Source organism: Micromonospora sp. M71_S20 (genome assembly GCF_003664255.1).
Lineage (GTDB): Bacteria > Actinomycetota > Actinomycetes > Mycobacteriales > Micromonosporaceae > Micromonospora.
This window is the reverse complement of the sequence record NZ_RCCV01000003.1, coordinates 682,018-696,622: the sequence shown is the minus strand read 5'-3', so window position 1 is coordinate 696,622 and position 14,605 is coordinate 682,018. Positions and strand designations below refer to the sequence as shown.

The following is a 14,605-nucleotide window of genomic DNA, read 5'->3' as shown; positions in this document are numbered from 1 at the left end:
AAGCGCCGGCGAGCACGAGGCCCGTCGGCGCGGGGCGGTTCAGCCTTCGCAGAGCAGCACGGGGCAAGTGTACCGGGCGCCGCCGGACCGCCCCGCCGGATTACCGATCAAGATCATCGGGTACCGAAACGCCGTCCGGACCCGGTCCGGTACCGCAACCACCAAGACGGATCAAAACGGTGATCGGGGTTGACATGGAGCTGAACGAGAACGCGCGGATCGACACCAGCCAGGTGGACGACCGCCGAGGATCCGGCGGGGGCGGTGGGCTGGGCGGCATCCCCATCCCGATCGGCGGCGGCCGGGGCGGCATCGTCGGCCTCGTCATCGCGGTGCTCGTCGCGCTCGTCGGCGGCGGCTTCGGCCTGAACGCGGCCACCAACGGCGGCGACGAGCCGCAGGGCGACAACACGTCGCTGGAGCAGAAGTGCTCGGCCGAGGACGCGCTCCAGCAGCTCGACTGCCGCAACGCCCTCTACGTCAACTCCATCCAGGCGTACTGGCAGAAGGCCCTGCCCGAGGCGTTCGGCGAGCAGTACCGCCCGTCCCGGACGGTGTTCTTCAGCCAGGGCGTCAACACCGCCTGCGGGCAGGCCGACTCCGGTGTCGGCCCGTTCTACTGCCCCGCCGACGACCTCGTCTACATCGACCTCACCTTCTACCAGGTGCTCGCCCAGCAGCTCGGCGCCGAAGGCGAGTTCGCCCAGCCGTACGTGCTCGCCCACGAGTACGGCCACCACGTGCAGGACCTCCTCGGCACCGAGGCCCAGATGCGCCGCCAGCAGCAGCGCGACCCGGACAACGCGAACGCGCTCTCGGTGAAGCTGGAGTTGCAGGCCGACTGCTACGCCGGCGCCTGGGCGAAGAACGCCACCGGCACCGCCGACGCGAGCGGCCAGAAGATCTTCACCAGCATCAGCGAGCAGGACATCCAGCAGGCCATCGACACCGCCGAGAAGATCGGCGACGACGCCATCTCCAAGCGGGCCAACCGGCCGGTGAACCCGGACGAGTTCACCCACGGCTCCTCCGCCGAGCGCAAGGAGTGGTTCACCCGGGGCTACTCCACCGGCGACCCGAAGTCCTGCGACACCTTCCGCGGCAGCCTCTGACCCCCCGTCGGGCGGGAGACGGCGGGCCCCGGCGAGCACGCCGCCACCTCCCGCACAGGCAGGCCACGGGCCCGGTCGGTGACCGGGCCCGTGGCGCGTACGCGTGGCGGAGCGGCGGCGGTCAGACCCGCTGCCAGAGCGCCGGCACGTTCGGCGGCTCCCAGCCCGGCTGGGCGGTGTGTCCCTGCAGGCAGCGGTACGACTGGCCCGCGTAGCTCACCGTCGCGCCAGCGGCGTATCCGGTGCCGACCTGCCAGGTCGTGCCGCCGGGCGGGTTGCCGGTCGAGGTGGGCGTGGGGGTCGGCGCGGGGCCGCCGGCGGTGACGAGGCTCAGCCCGTACGCCGCCAGGATCGCGTTGACCGGCTGGAAGTACATCGTCCCGCCGGTGGTGCAGTTGCCGGAGCCGCCCGAGGTGACCCCCTGGGCCTGGTCGCCGGAGATCCACGAGCCGCCGGAGTCGCCCGGCTCGGCGCAGGCGTTGCTCCGGGTCAGCCCGGTGACGGTGCCCTCCGGGTAGGTCACCGAGGCGTTCTTCTGCTGGATGGTGCCGCAGCGCCAGCCGGTGGTGGAGCCGGACCGGCAGACCGCCGCCCCCACGGCCGCCTCGACGCTGCCCGCCACCGTGACCGTGCCGCCGCGGTAGTCGTTCACCAGCCCGCGCGGGGTGTTCCCGGCGTCCACCTGCACCCAGGCGTAGTCGCGGCCCGGGAAGGTGGAGCCGCGGACGGTGCCACCGGGCTGGGAGGTGCGGGCGCCGACCCGGCCGCAGTGCCCGGCGGTGACGAACCCGCCGTTGACGGAGAACCCGACCGAGCACCGGCTGCCGCCGGTGTAGTAGGCGTTGCCACCGATCACGTCGGCGTACGGCCTCGGGTTCTCGGTGCTGGCCTGGACCCGCACCGCGCCGGCCGGCACCCCCGCCGCCGCGGCGAAGGACCGGGCCGCGGCCGAGCCGCCGTCGCGGGCCAGCACCACGACGGAGTTGCCGGGAAGGTCGGCGTACCAGCCGACCACGGTGGCCGGCGCGGCGGCGGCCCGGCGGTTCAGCCGGTCAACCGCCGCGTGCAGGGTGTCCTCGCCGTAGGTGACCGGGACCGGGACAGCGCCGAGGGCGCGGACGGGGTCGGCGTCGGCGGCGCGGGTGACGCCGACCGCCACGGCGGCCCCTTCGGCGGTGACCCAGGTGCCGCCGTAGCCGGCACCGAGCGTGGTCCGCAGCACCTGCTGCGCGCGGCTGGCGCGATCGTCGACCGCCAGGCGGGCGCGGGCCTGGTCCGGGGTCAGCCGAAGGTCCCGTTGCAGGGCGGCGAACATCTCCGGCGCGACGCCGTCGGAACCGGCGGCCGGCGCGGTCGGGGTGGGGGTGGTGTCGGCGCCGGCCTGGGTGGCCAGGGCCATGGTCAGCACCAGAGCGGCAGCACTCAGGGTAGTTGCCGCCACGGTGGCTGGTCGTCGGAGCATGGGGGGTCTCCTCGCGGTCAGAACGATGTGGAGGGTCGGATCAGGCCCGCCTGAGCAGGCACGCGAGTGCCGTACGGCGGGGCGGTGGCGATGCGCTACAGACGCAACAACAAATGTTGTTAACTGTGTTGCCCTCACCGTAGGTTAGACATCCGACGCCGTCAATACAGGTCGCGACCGATCGCCACCCGTCCCTGCACCGCGAACGGAGCCGCCCGTGTCCCCGCCGCGCCCGTACGACCCCCGGACCAGGACCGTCCCCTCACGACCCGCCACGGCCCCCGGGCCGGCCACCCGCTCCTCGAGTCCGGTGACCGGCCCGTCGCCGGCGCTGCCCCGGCACGACCTGGCGGTGCCCGCCCCGGACGAGCTGCCCTTCGCCGTCGGGTCCTTCGAGGAGATCGGCCCGCTCTCCCGCGCCGACTTCCCGCACCGGCACGTCTTCTACGAGCTGGTGTACGTGACCCACGGGCGGGCCACGCACGTCATCGACCTCGACGCCCACCCCGTCCGGCCGCCTCACCTGTTCGTCGTCACGCCCGGCCAGGTGCACCACTGGCAGGACCAGCGCGACCTACGCGGGCACGTGCTGCTCTGCGCCGCCGAATTCCTGCTGACCTTCCCGGCCGACCGCGACGCGCTGCACCGCTCGGGACACCGCTCCTGGCGCCCACGCGACGACACGCAGGCGAGGCGGATCGCCACCCTGATGCGCTGGACGACGGCCGAGTACCGCCGGGGTGGGCCCGGCCGGGCGAGCACCCTGCGCGCCTACCTGCACCTGCTGCTCACCGAGGTGCGCCGGTCCCGGCCCACGGGCCCGACCCCCGGCCCGCCGCCCGGGCCGGGCACCCGCAACCAGCGCGCCGCCGCGATCGCCCGCCGCTTCGAGGAACTGCTCGGCGAGCCGGACCTCGTCGGCCAGCCTCCCCGCGCGTACGCCCGTCGCATCGGCGTGTCGGAGCGCCACCTCAACGACGCGGTCCCGCTGGCCACCGGCGCCACCCCGGCCCGGCTGATCCGCGGGGCCCGGGTCCTGGAGGCGAAACGCCTGCTGACCCGGACCGACCTCACCGTGGCCGCGATCGCCGAGCGGCTCGGCTTCGCCGACCCCGCCTACTTCTGCCGGTTCTTCCGCCGGGAGGCCGGCGACTCCCCCGGCGCGTTCCGCCGGCACGGCGGAAAACACCACGATTCCGCCGGCTGACACATCGACGCATCCCGACGTCCGTCAATAGCGTCGGGTCGCCGGCCGCGCCGGCCCGCCCGGACGTGCCGGGACTTCCCGGGCCGGCCGGGCCCCGACACCCGTTGCCCACCAGGAGGAACGCTCATGAACGGTGCAGCCAGCGACGCACGGGAGCCAGACGATGTCCGCCCCCACGGCGGCGTGACACGCAAGAGCGTGCTGCGGGCGGCGGCACTGGCCCTGCCCGCCCCGTTCCTCGTCACCGGCGCCGCGCGGGCGGTGGGCGCGAGGACGGCCGACCCCGCGTCGGCACCGCCCCTCACCCCGTACTGCGACGACGGCGACGACCCGACGCCGGCGCAGATGGAGGGCCCCTACTTCAAGCCGAACTCACCGCGCCGATCCTCGCTGGTCGAGGCCGGCACGGTCGGCACCCGACTCACGGTCACCGGCCACGTCTTCGGGCTGGACTGCCGGCCGCTCCCCGACGTGCTGCTGGACTTCTGGCAGGCCGACACCAACGGCGGCTACGACAACATCGGCTACCGGCTGCGCGGCCACCAGTTCACCGACGCGTCGGGCGCGTACCGGCTCAGCACGATCGTGCCGGGCCTCTATCCCGGACGGACGCGGCACATCCACGTCAAGGCGCAGGCGCCGAACCGGCCGGTGCTCACCACCCAGCTGTACTTCCCCGGCGAGCCCCGCAACAGCACGGACACGCTCTTCGACCCCGCGCTGCTGATGACGGTACGCACGGCGAACGGCGGCCGGGAGGCGAGCTTCGACTTCGTCCTCAACGTGACCTCCGGTCCCACACCCACGCCGACCGGCACCGCACCCGGCGGTACCTGGGCGGCCGGCACCGCGTACCCGGCCGGCGCCCGGGTCACCTACGGCGGGGGCGGTTACCGCTGCCTGCAGGCGCACACCGCCCAGCCCGGCTGGGAGCCGCCGAACGCGCCGGCGCTCTGGGCCCGGGACTGACGCACGACCGTGGAGCGGTCGCCCGTCCGCCGACGGGATGGCGAACGGGCGGGTGACCCGGTCCGCAGGCGGGCCGGCCCGACGGCCCGCCCGAAGGGCCCTCGGCGGCGTTCCCGTCGCCGAGGGCTCAGGCCGTGGCGCGGAGCACGGCGACCCGCTCACCGAGCTGCTCCACCTGGTGCAGCCCCTCGCGGAGCAGGTCGATCGCGTCTCCGGGGCGGCCCCACCCCTCCAACAGGTCCGCCAGCAGCAATGCCACCGCCGCCAACTCCCGGCGCCGCCCGGCCGCCCGGTAGCCGGCGAGCGCCGCCCGCAGGTACCGCTCCGCACCGGCCCGGTCGCCGTCGTCGTCGCGCAGCAGGCCACGTACCCGGTCGGCGCGGGCCGCCACCGACGGGTCGCCGCCGCGGTCGACGGCGTCGCGCAACAGGGCCTCGGCCCGCGCCGGCTGGCCCAGCGCGTGGTAGACCTCCGCCAGCTCCACCCCGACCTCGCGGGCGAGCGCCGGCTGCCCGGCATCCGTCAGCACCGTGTGCGCCCTCGCCAGGTCGCCGAGGGCGCCGGCCAGGTCACCGGCCCTCCGGCGCCCCTGACCCCGGGCCCGGTGACAGCACGCCAGCAGCCACCGCATGGCGACCTGCCGGGCCGCCTGGCGGGCCTGCTCGGCGGCGACGGCGGCCTCCACCGTTCGCCCCGACGCGAGCAACGAGGACGCGACGCTCAGGTGCAGATCGGCGACCCGGGCCGGCGCGGCGAGCACCGCCAGAGCCAGGGCCTGCGTGGCGGCCTCCGCCGCCGCCTCCTCGTCGCCGAGTGCGACGTGGCAGCGCACCAGCTCGGCGTGCAGGACCAGCAGGACCGACGGATCCGGGTACCCGTCGCGCAGCAGCGCGTCCCGCGCCTCCGTGAGCAGGTAGCGGGCGTAGCGCGGGTCACCGGCGTGGTATGCCAGCCCGGCCCGGCCGACCGCAGCCTCGGCGCGCACGTGCGGGGGCGCCCCCGCCAGGAGAAGCTCCGCCCGGTCGAGCTGGGCCGACGCGGCACCGGGGTCGTCGCGGCGCAGCGCCACGCCCGCCAAGCCGAGCCGGGCCCGGGCTTCCAGCACCGGCTCGGCCAGCTCGACGGCGGCCTCGGCCACCTCGTGGCAGACGGCGGCCGTCTCGTCGGCGGAGCCGGCCAGGTCGGCCTCGGCCAGGCGCAGCCGCAGGCGCACCACCTCCGCCGGCGAGCGGCCGGTGTTCAGGTCCGAGGGCGTGACGCCGAGCCGCTCGGCGAAGTGGGCGACGGCGTCGGCGGAGGGCACCCGGCGACCGCTCTCCACAGCGGAGACGTATGCCGCGGTGTACCGTGGCTCGGCCAGGGCGCGCTGCGTGAGTCCCCGTTCCGCGCGCAGCCGCTGCACCCGCGCGCCCAGGCCGCTCGCCGCCGCACCCGCCACGACGGGCTCCGGCCGGCTCACGACAGCCGCTCCGCCGCGCGCAGGCCGCGGCGCAGCACCGCCGCCGCCTCGTCCCGTTCCGCCCGGGCCAGCAACAGCTCCGCGAGGTGGCGGCAGGTGATCACCACGTCACCCATCAGGCCGGCCCGTTCGTACCGGTCGACGGCCCGCAGCAGCAGCCGCCGCGCCTGCTCGCCGTCGCCCTGGGCGGCCCGCACCAGTCCGCGTACCCGGTCTGCCTCGGCCATGATCTCGCGGTGGTCGCTGGCGGTCGCCGCCCCGGCCGCCTCCTCGGCCAGCTCGGCCGCCTCGTCCAGCGCGCCCTCGCGCCGACGCGCCTCGGCCAGCTCCAGCGTCGCCCCGGCGTGGTCGAGCACCGCGCCGACGGCACCCAGCGTCTCCCGGGCGCGCCGCAGCTGCGCCACCGCCTCCCCCGGTCGCCCGGCCCGCAGCAGGACGTAGCCACGGGCCCAGTGACACAGGCCGATCTCCCGGGTCAGCCCCAGCTCGGTGTAGCGGCGGACGGCCTCCCGCAGGTGCCGGTCCGCCTCGTCCAGCTCGCCGTCGCGACGCAACTGCCCGGCGACGGCGTGGAACTGCGCCACCCACTCCCGGTTGGTCGCCCGGGCGAGCAGGGGCGTCACCTCCCGCTCCAACCGCCGGGCCCGCTCCCGCCAGCTCAGCTCGAGGAACGTGTACATCAGCGCGTTGGTCAAGCGCAGCTCGGCGTCGGCGTCCACCGGCGGCGCCGCCCGCAGGGCCCGCAGGCCGCCCTCCAGGATCGCCACTGCCCGCGGCGTGTCCCCGGCGACCAGCAGGCAGTACGCCTGCCGGGCCAGCACCGCCGCGCGCAGCGCCGGGCAGTCGTCGGGCAGTTGGTCGGCAAGCTCGTCGTACCGGGTGGCGGCGTCCTCTGTGCGCCCCCGGTGCAGTTGGGCCTCCGCCAGGTGGTATCCGGCCCAACCGGCCAGCTCGGACAGTCCGTAGCGCTCCGCGCGGCGGCGTATCCCGGTCAACGCCCGCTCGGCGGCGTCCAACCTGCCGGCGGAGAGGTCCCGGCGGGCCGCCGCCTGCTCGCCGGCGAGCTGGGCGACCGCGTTGGCCGGCCGACCGTGGCGCAGGTCGTCCACGGCCAACCCGAGGCGGTCGGCGAAGTGGGCCAGCGCCTCGGGGCTGGGCATCCGGGCCCCCGACTCCACGGCACCCAGGTAGGCGCGGGTGTAGCGGGAGCCGACGACCTGCTGCTGGGTGAGGCCCCGGGCCAGGCGCAGGCGTCTGATCCGGTCACCCAGGCTCTCCCCGACCGCGTCGTCGCGGGAGTCGACGCCCCCGACCACGGCGACGTCGGCCGCCGCCGTCTCCGCCATCCTGGCCCCCTCCCGACCGTCGCGCCCAGCCTAGTGCGCCGGCGCTCGGGCGACCGACCACGACCGGGGCCGCTCCCCGGGCGGGAGACCGTGGCCTCGGGCCCCCTCGGAGCCGTGGCCACGCGCCCGCCGCAGCCGCCGGCCACAGGCGGAAGCCGGTTCTCCTGCATCGCGGTCGCCACGGCGAACCGCCGGGCCACAAGCGGAACCGCCGGGAAGCAAGCGGAACCGCCGGGCCTCCGGAGCCGTGCTGCCGGGTCAGGACGGCGCGGGGTCGCGGACCAGGATCCGGACCGCCCGGGCCGCCGCGATCGCGCCGACGAGCACGGCGTGGCGGGGCTCGGGCACGTCCAGCAGCCGCTCGGCGCGCAGCGCCGCCAGCGGGGCGAGCCGCCGGTCGGCCAGCACGGTGTCCACCGCCCGCCGGTCGCCGCCGCAGACCAGCGCACCCAACGACGACGCCTCCGGCAGCAGCAGCCGTACGGCCAGGTCGGCGGCGTCGCCCAGCGCCGCCTTCGCCTGGTTGTCGCGCCGCCGGGCGAAGCGCTGCTGGGACCAGCCCCCGGCGGCGGTGCGTCCCTGCACGTAGCGCGTGTCCACCTTGGAGACCACCAGCTCCTCCCCCGCCGCGACGCCCACCGCCACGGCGCCCTTGCGGGCGAGCAGCAGGCCGAGCCGGCGGGGCGTGGTCGCGGCGGCCACGAAGCCGGCCACGTCGGGGGTGGCCGGCGCGCCGGGCGGGGTGTGCAGCTCGGCGGTCGCGCCGTCGGCGGCGGCGAGCAGCAGCCCGTACGCCTGGACGGTGGTGGTGGGCGGGCCGTGCCGGTCGGCGAAGCCCTCGACCCAGCGGGCGACCCGGGCCGGGTCCACCTCGACCCAGCGGCCGCCTCCGGCGGCGGGGCGGCTGCTCATACGCCCGAACCTACGGCACCGCGGCGTCGGCGGCTCCGTCGGGCAGCAGCATCGCCACGGCTAGGGCGGCGATGATCGCGCTGGAGAGCAGCGCCGTCACGAGCCGACCGCGCGGGCCGGTGAGCACCCGGCCGACCAGGGAGCCCCCGCCGGCGACCAGCAGTTGCCAGCTCGCCGAGGCGACGAACGCGCCGAGCACGAAGAGACCGGCGGCGAGCGGATCCGACCCGGCGCGGTCGGTGCGGCCCAGCACGAGCGCGGCGAAGTAGACCACGGTCGCGGGGTTCAGCAGGGTCAGCGCGAGCACACCGGTGAAGGCGCGGACCGGGGTGTCCATGCCCCGGCGGACGCCGGCGACCCCGGTCGCGGTGCGGGGACGCAGCGCGCGCCAGGCGCCGTGGCCGGCAAGAAGGAGCAGCACAAGTGCGGCGGCCAGCCGCAGCGGCCCGGCGACCGGGGCGATCAGCCCGGCGACGGCGGCCCCGCCGAGGGCCGCCACGGCGGCGTAGAGCCCGTCGGCGGTGGCCACCCCGAACGCGGCGGCGGCGCCGACCCGGAACGACGTGCGCGCGCTGAGCCCGAGGATGAGGACCGCGATCGCGCCGACCGGGATGGCAACGCCGTAGCCGGCGACCAGACCGGCCAGGAACGCGCCGGTCACGACGGTCGGCGGCGGATCGGGACGCGACCGGACGCGGTCCGCTGTCGCCCGGCGGCGGTGGCCGCGGCGACGGGGAGTTTCTGCACCGGGTACGTCTCGATCACGCCCCGATCCTGCTCGCCCACCCCACCCGCCGCCACCGCTTTCCCGGCACTCGCCGGCTGGGACGAGTGCCGGCCGACGCTCAGGCCAGTTGGTGCGTCGCGACCGCGCTCGAGCAGTCGGCGATCGTGGTGGGCTGCGAGACGTTGAGGGCGTCCAGCCGCGACCACCCGTTGACTCCGGTGGTGGTGTTACGGACGAAGATCCAGAGCGCGTTGGTGTAGGTGGCGCAGTGGACATCGATCCCGTGACTCGGGTAGCCGAGTCCGTGGCTGCCGCAGTCGGCGTGGGGATAGGCGCGGATGTTGGTCCCGTTTCCGAACGAGATGGCACCCCCGCTGTACAGATCCGGGTGGGTGCCGTGCCCGCTGCAGTGCGCACTGGCCGGGCTGGCCGGCAGCAACGCCAACGCCGAGCCACCCGTGACGAGCGCCAGCGCGGACGCGACGGAGATCAACCGAGATCGCATGTGCCGTCTCCTCAATGAACGGTGACATCTGTCGATTGAGAATGTCACGCGGATCACAGCTTGTGTCGGCTCCGCCCGAACACCGCAACGTGGAAGAAACGGTCGTCCCCGCACACGCCGGGTCATCCGCGGCGGTGGGACACCCTCGCCGTCATCGGCGAAGTGGCCGCCGTCGTTTGTCCCCAGAAACGCGTCGAGCGCGCCGCCCCCGGAAGGGGACAGCGCGCTCGACGGGTACCGACCGGCGCGGGTTGGTCAGACGTTGAAGCCGAGGGAACGGAGCTGGTCGCGTCCCTCGTCGGTGATCTTGTCCGGCCCCCACGGCGGGAGCCACACCCAGTTGATCCGGATGTCGTCGACCAACCCGCCGCCCGGGCCGGTGGTCAGCGCCTGCCGGGTCTGGTCCTCGATCACGTCGGTCAGCGGGCACGCCGCCGAGGTCAGCGTCATGTCCAGGGTGGCGACGTTGTCGTCGCCGACGTGCACGCCGTACACCAGGCCGAGGTCGACCACGTTGATGCCCAGCTCTGGGTCGACGACGTCCTTCATCGCCTCCTCGATGTCGGCGACGGCGGCCTTGCCCCCGGCGGCCGGCACGCCGTTCGTAACCGGCGCGGCGCCGTTCGTGGCCGGGGCGGCGGCCTCCCCGCCCGGGGCGCCCGCGCCCTCGGTCGCCGGGTTCGCCGCGGTGGCGGTGTCCTCGCTGCTCATGCCTCAACCTCCGTCGGGCTCACGCCCACACCGGCGCGTGCCGCGGCGTCCTTGAACGCCATCCACGGCAACAGCGCGCACTTGACCCGGGCGGGGTAGCGGGCGACGCCCGCGAACGCGACCCCGTCACCGAGCACGTCCTCGTCCGGCGTGACCTGGCCACGGCCGGACATCAACTCGACGAACGCCTCGTGCACCCGGAACGCGTCGCCCGCGTCCCGGCCCACCAGCAGCTCGTGCAGCACGCTCGCCGACGCCTGGCTGATCGAGCAGCCCATGCCGTCGTACGAGACGTCGTGCAGCACGTCGCCGTCGGTCGCCACCCGGACGGTGACCTCGTCACCGCAGGTCGGGTTGACGTGGTGCGCCTCGGCGACCCGGGCGCCCGTGGCGTCCGCATCGCGCAGGCCGCGACCGTGCGGGTGCTTGTAGTGGTCCAGGATGATCTCCTGGTAAAGAGATTCAAGCTGCATCAGGCTGAACTCCCGTCGATCCGCGGGCCCCTGCGTCGCCGCTCACTCGAACACCTTCCGCACCTGCTCCAGTCCTGCCACCAGGGCGTCGATCTCCCCGGTGGTGGTGTAGAGGTAGAACGAGGCCCGCGTCATGGCCGGCACGCCGAACCGGGTGCACACCGGCTTGGCGCAGTGGTGGCCGACGCGCACCTGCACGCCGAGCGAGTCGAGCACCTGCCCGACGTCGTGCGGGTGGATGTCGTCGAGGGCGAACGAGATGGTGCCGCCCCGGCCCACCGGCACCGACGGTCCGAAGATCCGCAGGCCGGGCACCGTGGCGAGGGCGTCCAGCGCGTACGCCGTCAGCTCCTTCTCGTGCCACTGGATGGCCCGCATCCCGATGCCGGCGAGGTAGTCGACGGCCGCGCCGAGCGCGACCGCCTCGGCGATCGGCGGGGTGCCCGCCTCGAACCGGGCCGGCGGCGCGGCGAACGTCGAGCGGGCCATGGTGACCGTCTCGATCATCGACCCGCCGCCCAGCACCGGCGGCATCGCCGCCAGCAGCTCGGCCCGGCCCCAGAGCACGCCGATGCCGGTCGGGCCGCACATCTTGTGCCCGGTGAAGACGATGAAGTCGGCGTCGTAGTCGACCACGTCCATCGGCATGTGCGGCACCGACTGGGAGCAGTCGAGCAGCAGCAGCGCGCCCACCTCGCGGACCCGGGCGGTGATCCGCGAGGTGGCGTTGACCGTGCCGAGGATGTTGGACGTGTGCACCAGCGAGACGATCTTCGTCCGCTCGGTGACCAGGTCCTCCAACCCCGACTCGTCCAGGCGCCCCTGGTCGGTGACCGGGAACCAGCGCAGGGTCGCGCCGGTGCGCTCGCAGAGCAGCTGCCACGGCACGATGTTCGAGTGGTGCTCCATCTCGGAGATCACCACCTCGTCGCCGGGGCCGAGCCGGAAGCGGGGGTCGGCGTCGGGCCGCAGCGACGCGTTGGAGAACGCGTACGCCACGATGTTGATCGCCTCGGTGGAGTTCTTGGTGAACACCACCTCGTCCACGCTCGGCGCGTTGATGAACGCGGCGATCTTCGCCCGCGCGCCCTCGTACGCCTCGGTGGCCTCGGTGCCCAGGGTGTGCACCGACCGGGACACGTTGGCGTTGTGCATCGCGTAGTGCTCGCCGAGCACGTCGAGCACCTGCCGCGGCTTGTGCGAGGTGTTGGCGCTGTCGAGGTAGACCAGCCGGTGCCCGTTGATCTCCCGGTCGAGGATCGGGAAGTCGGCGCGCACCTTCGCCACGTCGTAACGCGGCACGTCGTCGTACTGCGGCATCCCCGACGGGATCGCGATGGAAGTCATGTCGACCGGCCCACCCATTCTTTCGGAAGGACTCAGGCCCGCGCCGCGCCGGCTCCGGCGGCGTACCGCTCGTAGCCCTCTTCCTCGAGCTTGTCGGCCAGCTCCGGGCCGCCCTGCTCGACGATCCGGCCGGCGACGAAGACGTGCACGAAGTCCGGCTTGATGTAGCGCAGGATCCGGGTGTAGTGGGTGATCAGCAGCATCCCGGTGTCGCCGGTGTCGCGGACGCGGTTCACGCCCTCGCTGACCACGCGCAGCGCGTCCACGTCGAGGCCGGAGTCGGTCTCGTCGAGGATGGCGATCTTCGGCTTGAGCAGCTCCAGCTGCACGATCTCGTGCCGCTTCTTCTCACCGCCGGAGAAGCCCTCGTTGACGTTGCGCTGGGCGAACGCCGGGTCCATCTGGAGGCGCTCCATGGCCCCGCGCAGCTCGCCGCCCCAGGTGCGCAGCTTGGGCGCCTGGCCGTCGATGGCGGTCTTGGCGGTACGCAGGAAGTTCGCCACCGAGACGCCGGGGACCTCGACCGGGTACTGCATGGCCAGGAAGAGGCCGGCGCGGGCCCGCTCGTCCACGGACAGGGCCAGCACGTCCTCGCCGTCGAGGGTCACCGAGCCGCCGGTGATCTCGTACTTGGGGTGGCCGGCGATCGAGTAGGCCAGGGTGGACTTGCCGGAGCCGTTCGGGCCCATGATCGCGTGGGTCTCGCCCGAGCGGACGGTCAGGTCGACACCGGCCAGGATCGGCTTGAGCTCACCCTCGGGCAGCTTGACCGACACCTTCAGGTCGCGGATCTCCAGGGTGCTCATTATCGGGTCACTCCATTGCTCGGCGTGAGACTGACGTAGATGTCGCCGTCTCGGACTTCGACGGGATAGACGGGAACGGGTTCGGTGGCGGGCAGCCCGGTCGGCTCGCCGGTCCTCAGGTCGAAACGGGATCCGTGCAGCCAGCATTCCAGCGTGCAGCCGGAGACCTCCCCCTCGGAGAGGGCGACCGCGGCGTGCGAGCACTCGTCGTAGGCGGCGTAGAAGGCGCCGTCCTCGCCGTGCACCAGCGCGATCGGGGTGCCGTCGACGTCCGCGCTGACCACCGTGCCCTTCGGCACGTCCTCGGTGGAGCAGAGACGGATCATCAGGCGCCGGCCTTGGTGAGCCGGGCCTCGATGGCGTCCCCCAGGCGCTCACGCAGCGACTCGACCGGGATCTTGTTGATCAGCTCGGCGAAGAAGCCGCGGACCACCAGGCGCCGCGCCTCGGACTCCGGGATGCCCCGGGCCATCAGGTAGAACAGCTGCTCGTCGTCGAAACGGCCGGTCGCGCTCGCGTGCCCGGCGCCGGCGATCTCGCCGGTCTCGATCTCCAGATTGGGTACGGAGTCCGCCCGCGCGCCGTCGGTCAGCAGCAGGTTCCGGTTGATCTCGTACGTGTCGGTGCCGGTCGCCTCGGCGCGGATCAGCACGTCGCCCACCCAGACGGTGCGCGCGCTCTCGCCCTGCAGGGCGCCCCGGTAGCCGACGTAACTGCGGCAGTCCGGCACGGTGTGGTCGACCAGCTGGCGGTGCTCCAGGTGCTGCCCCGAGTCGGCGAAGTAGAGGCCGTACAGCTCGGCCTCGCCGCCCCGGTCGGTGTATTCCACCGAGGTGTACTGCCGCACCAGGTCGCCGCCGAGGGAGACCTGGACGTGCACCACCTTGGCGTCGCGGCCCAGCCGGACCCGCAGGTGCTGGGCCTGGACGGCGTCATCGGCCCAGTCGGCGACGGTGACCAGGGTCAGCTTCGCCCCGTCGGCCACGGCCACCTCGACGTTGTCGGCCAGCGTGGCCGAACCGACGTGCTCCACCACCAGGGTCACCTCGGCGAACCGGCCCACCTCGACGAAGGTGTGCCCGAAGGCCAGGCCCTCGGCGCTCTCGCCGACCACCCGCAGGCTCACCGGCTCGGCCACCACCGCGTCGCGGGCGACCTGGACCAGCAGGGCCTGACCGGCCTCGCCGTAGGCCAGCGCGCTGACCCGGTCGACCGGGGTGAGCACGCTGCCCACCCGCGGGTCGTCGGAGCCGATCCGCCCGACGGTGACGCCCTCGGGCAGGTCGCCGTGCTCGTGGCGGACCGTGCCGGTGGCGGCCTGCGCCTCCGACGACTCCAGCTCGGCGCGTCTGGCGCCGCGCTGCGACCTGGAGCCGTCGCCCCCGACCAGCCCGCGCAGCCGCTTGAGCGGGGTGAAGCGCCACTCTTCCTCCAGGCCGGTGAGGGCCGGGAAGTCGGCGACGTCGTACGAGCGGAGCGCCTGCGACTTGGTGCTGGGCGGCGCGGAAGCCTGGGTAGTCATCTCTTCCTTGGTCTGTTCTACGACGACGGTTCGTGAACTGGGCGGCG

At 74.3% G+C, this 14,605-nt stretch carries 15 protein-coding genes; 3 read left to right on the top strand and 12 right to left on the bottom strand.

Features of this window, described 5'->3' with window-relative positions:
- Window positions 1-194: 194 nt before the first annotated feature.
- The gene (locus DER29_RS28400) at window positions 195-1,112 is read left to right on the top strand and encodes a neutral zinc metallopeptidase (protein ID WP_121400701.1); all 918 of its coding nucleotides are present in this window, start codon (window positions 195-197) and stop codon (window positions 1,110-1,112) included.
- Between the two features lie 121 nt (window positions 1,113-1,233).
- Here DER29_RS28400 and DER29_RS28395 read toward each other — a convergent pair whose 3' ends face one another.
- Window positions 1,234-2,574, bottom strand: coding sequence for a carbohydrate-binding protein (locus DER29_RS28395; RefSeq protein WP_121400700.1), 1,341 nt, complete (start codon window positions 2,572-2,574; stop codon window positions 1,234-1,236).
- Between the two features lie 310 nt (window positions 2,575-2,884).
- Here DER29_RS28395 and DER29_RS35645 point away from each other — a divergent pair, with 310 nt between their 5' ends.
- A complete protein-coding gene (locus DER29_RS35645) occupies window positions 2,885-3,781 on the top strand; it encodes a helix-turn-helix domain-containing protein (protein WP_233600191.1) in 897 nt (298 codons plus the stop codon).
- Window positions 3,782-3,964: 183 nt separating this feature from the next.
- Window positions 3,965-4,750, top strand: a complete 786-nt coding sequence (locus DER29_RS28385; RefSeq protein ID WP_233600190.1) for a carbohydrate-binding protein — start codon at window positions 3,965-3,967, stop codon at window positions 4,748-4,750.
- A 127-nt stretch (window positions 4,751-4,877) separates the two neighbouring features.
- Here DER29_RS28385 and DER29_RS28380 read toward each other — a convergent pair whose 3' ends face one another.
- From DER29_RS28380 to sufD, 11 genes are all read right to left on the bottom strand, one after another.
- The gene (locus tag DER29_RS28380; protein ID WP_121400698.1) at window positions 4,878-6,209 is read right to left on the bottom strand and encodes a helix-turn-helix domain-containing protein; all 1,332 of its coding nucleotides are present in this window, start codon (window positions 6,207-6,209) and stop codon (window positions 4,878-4,880) included.
- A complete protein-coding gene (locus DER29_RS28375; RefSeq protein ID WP_121400697.1) occupies window positions 6,206-7,555 on the bottom strand; it encodes a helix-turn-helix transcriptional regulator in 1,350 nt (449 codons plus the stop codon). The genes DER29_RS28380 and DER29_RS28375 overlap by 4 nt, the downstream gene beginning before the upstream one ends.
- Before the next feature lie 258 nt (window positions 7,556-7,813).
- Entirely contained in the window at window positions 7,814-8,467 is a 654-nt protein-coding gene (locus tag DER29_RS28370; protein WP_121400696.1) for an acVLRF1 family peptidyl-tRNA hydrolase, read from the bottom strand.
- Between the two features lie 10 nt (window positions 8,468-8,477).
- The gene (locus DER29_RS28365; RefSeq protein WP_233600189.1) at window positions 8,478-9,128 is read right to left on the bottom strand and encodes a LysE family transporter; all 651 of its coding nucleotides are present in this window, start codon (window positions 9,126-9,128) and stop codon (window positions 8,478-8,480) included.
- Between the two features lie 184 nt (window positions 9,129-9,312).
- Window positions 9,313-9,699 (bottom strand): hypothetical protein, encoded by a 387-nt coding sequence (locus DER29_RS35640; RefSeq protein ID WP_233600188.1) that lies wholly within the window; start codon window positions 9,697-9,699, stop codon window positions 9,313-9,315.
- A 255-nt stretch (window positions 9,700-9,954) separates the two neighbouring features.
- Window positions 9,955-10,410, bottom strand: a complete 456-nt coding sequence (locus DER29_RS28360) for a metal-sulfur cluster assembly factor (protein WP_121400694.1) — start codon at window positions 10,408-10,410, stop codon at window positions 9,955-9,957.
- A complete protein-coding gene (gene sufU / locus DER29_RS28355; RefSeq protein ID WP_121400693.1) occupies window positions 10,407-10,883 on the bottom strand; it encodes a Fe-S cluster assembly sulfur transfer protein SufU in 477 nt (158 codons plus the stop codon). The genes DER29_RS28360 and sufU overlap by 4 nt, the downstream gene beginning before the upstream one ends.
- 42 nt (window positions 10,884-10,925) lie before the next feature.
- Window positions 10,926-12,230, bottom strand: a complete 1,305-nt coding sequence (locus DER29_RS28350) for a cysteine desulfurase (protein WP_121400931.1) — start codon at window positions 12,228-12,230, stop codon at window positions 10,926-10,928.
- Window positions 12,231-12,262: 32 nt separating this feature from the next.
- Window positions 12,263-13,036, bottom strand: a complete 774-nt coding sequence (sufC, locus tag DER29_RS28345) for a Fe-S cluster assembly ATPase SufC (RefSeq protein ID WP_121400692.1) — start codon at window positions 13,034-13,036, stop codon at window positions 12,263-12,265.
- Entirely contained in the window at window positions 13,036-13,362 is a 327-nt protein-coding gene (locus DER29_RS28340) for a non-heme iron oxygenase ferredoxin subunit (RefSeq protein ID WP_121400691.1), read from the bottom strand. Before DER29_RS28340 ends, sufC begins: the two co-directional genes overlap by 1 nt.
- Window positions 13,362-14,558: a Fe-S cluster assembly protein SufD gene (sufD, locus tag DER29_RS28335; RefSeq protein ID WP_121400690.1), complete on the bottom strand. Its 1,197-nt coding sequence runs from the start codon at window positions 14,556-14,558 to the stop codon at window positions 13,362-13,364. The genes DER29_RS28340 and sufD overlap by 1 nt, the downstream gene beginning before the upstream one ends.
- Window positions 14,559-14,605: the final 47 nt, after the last annotated feature.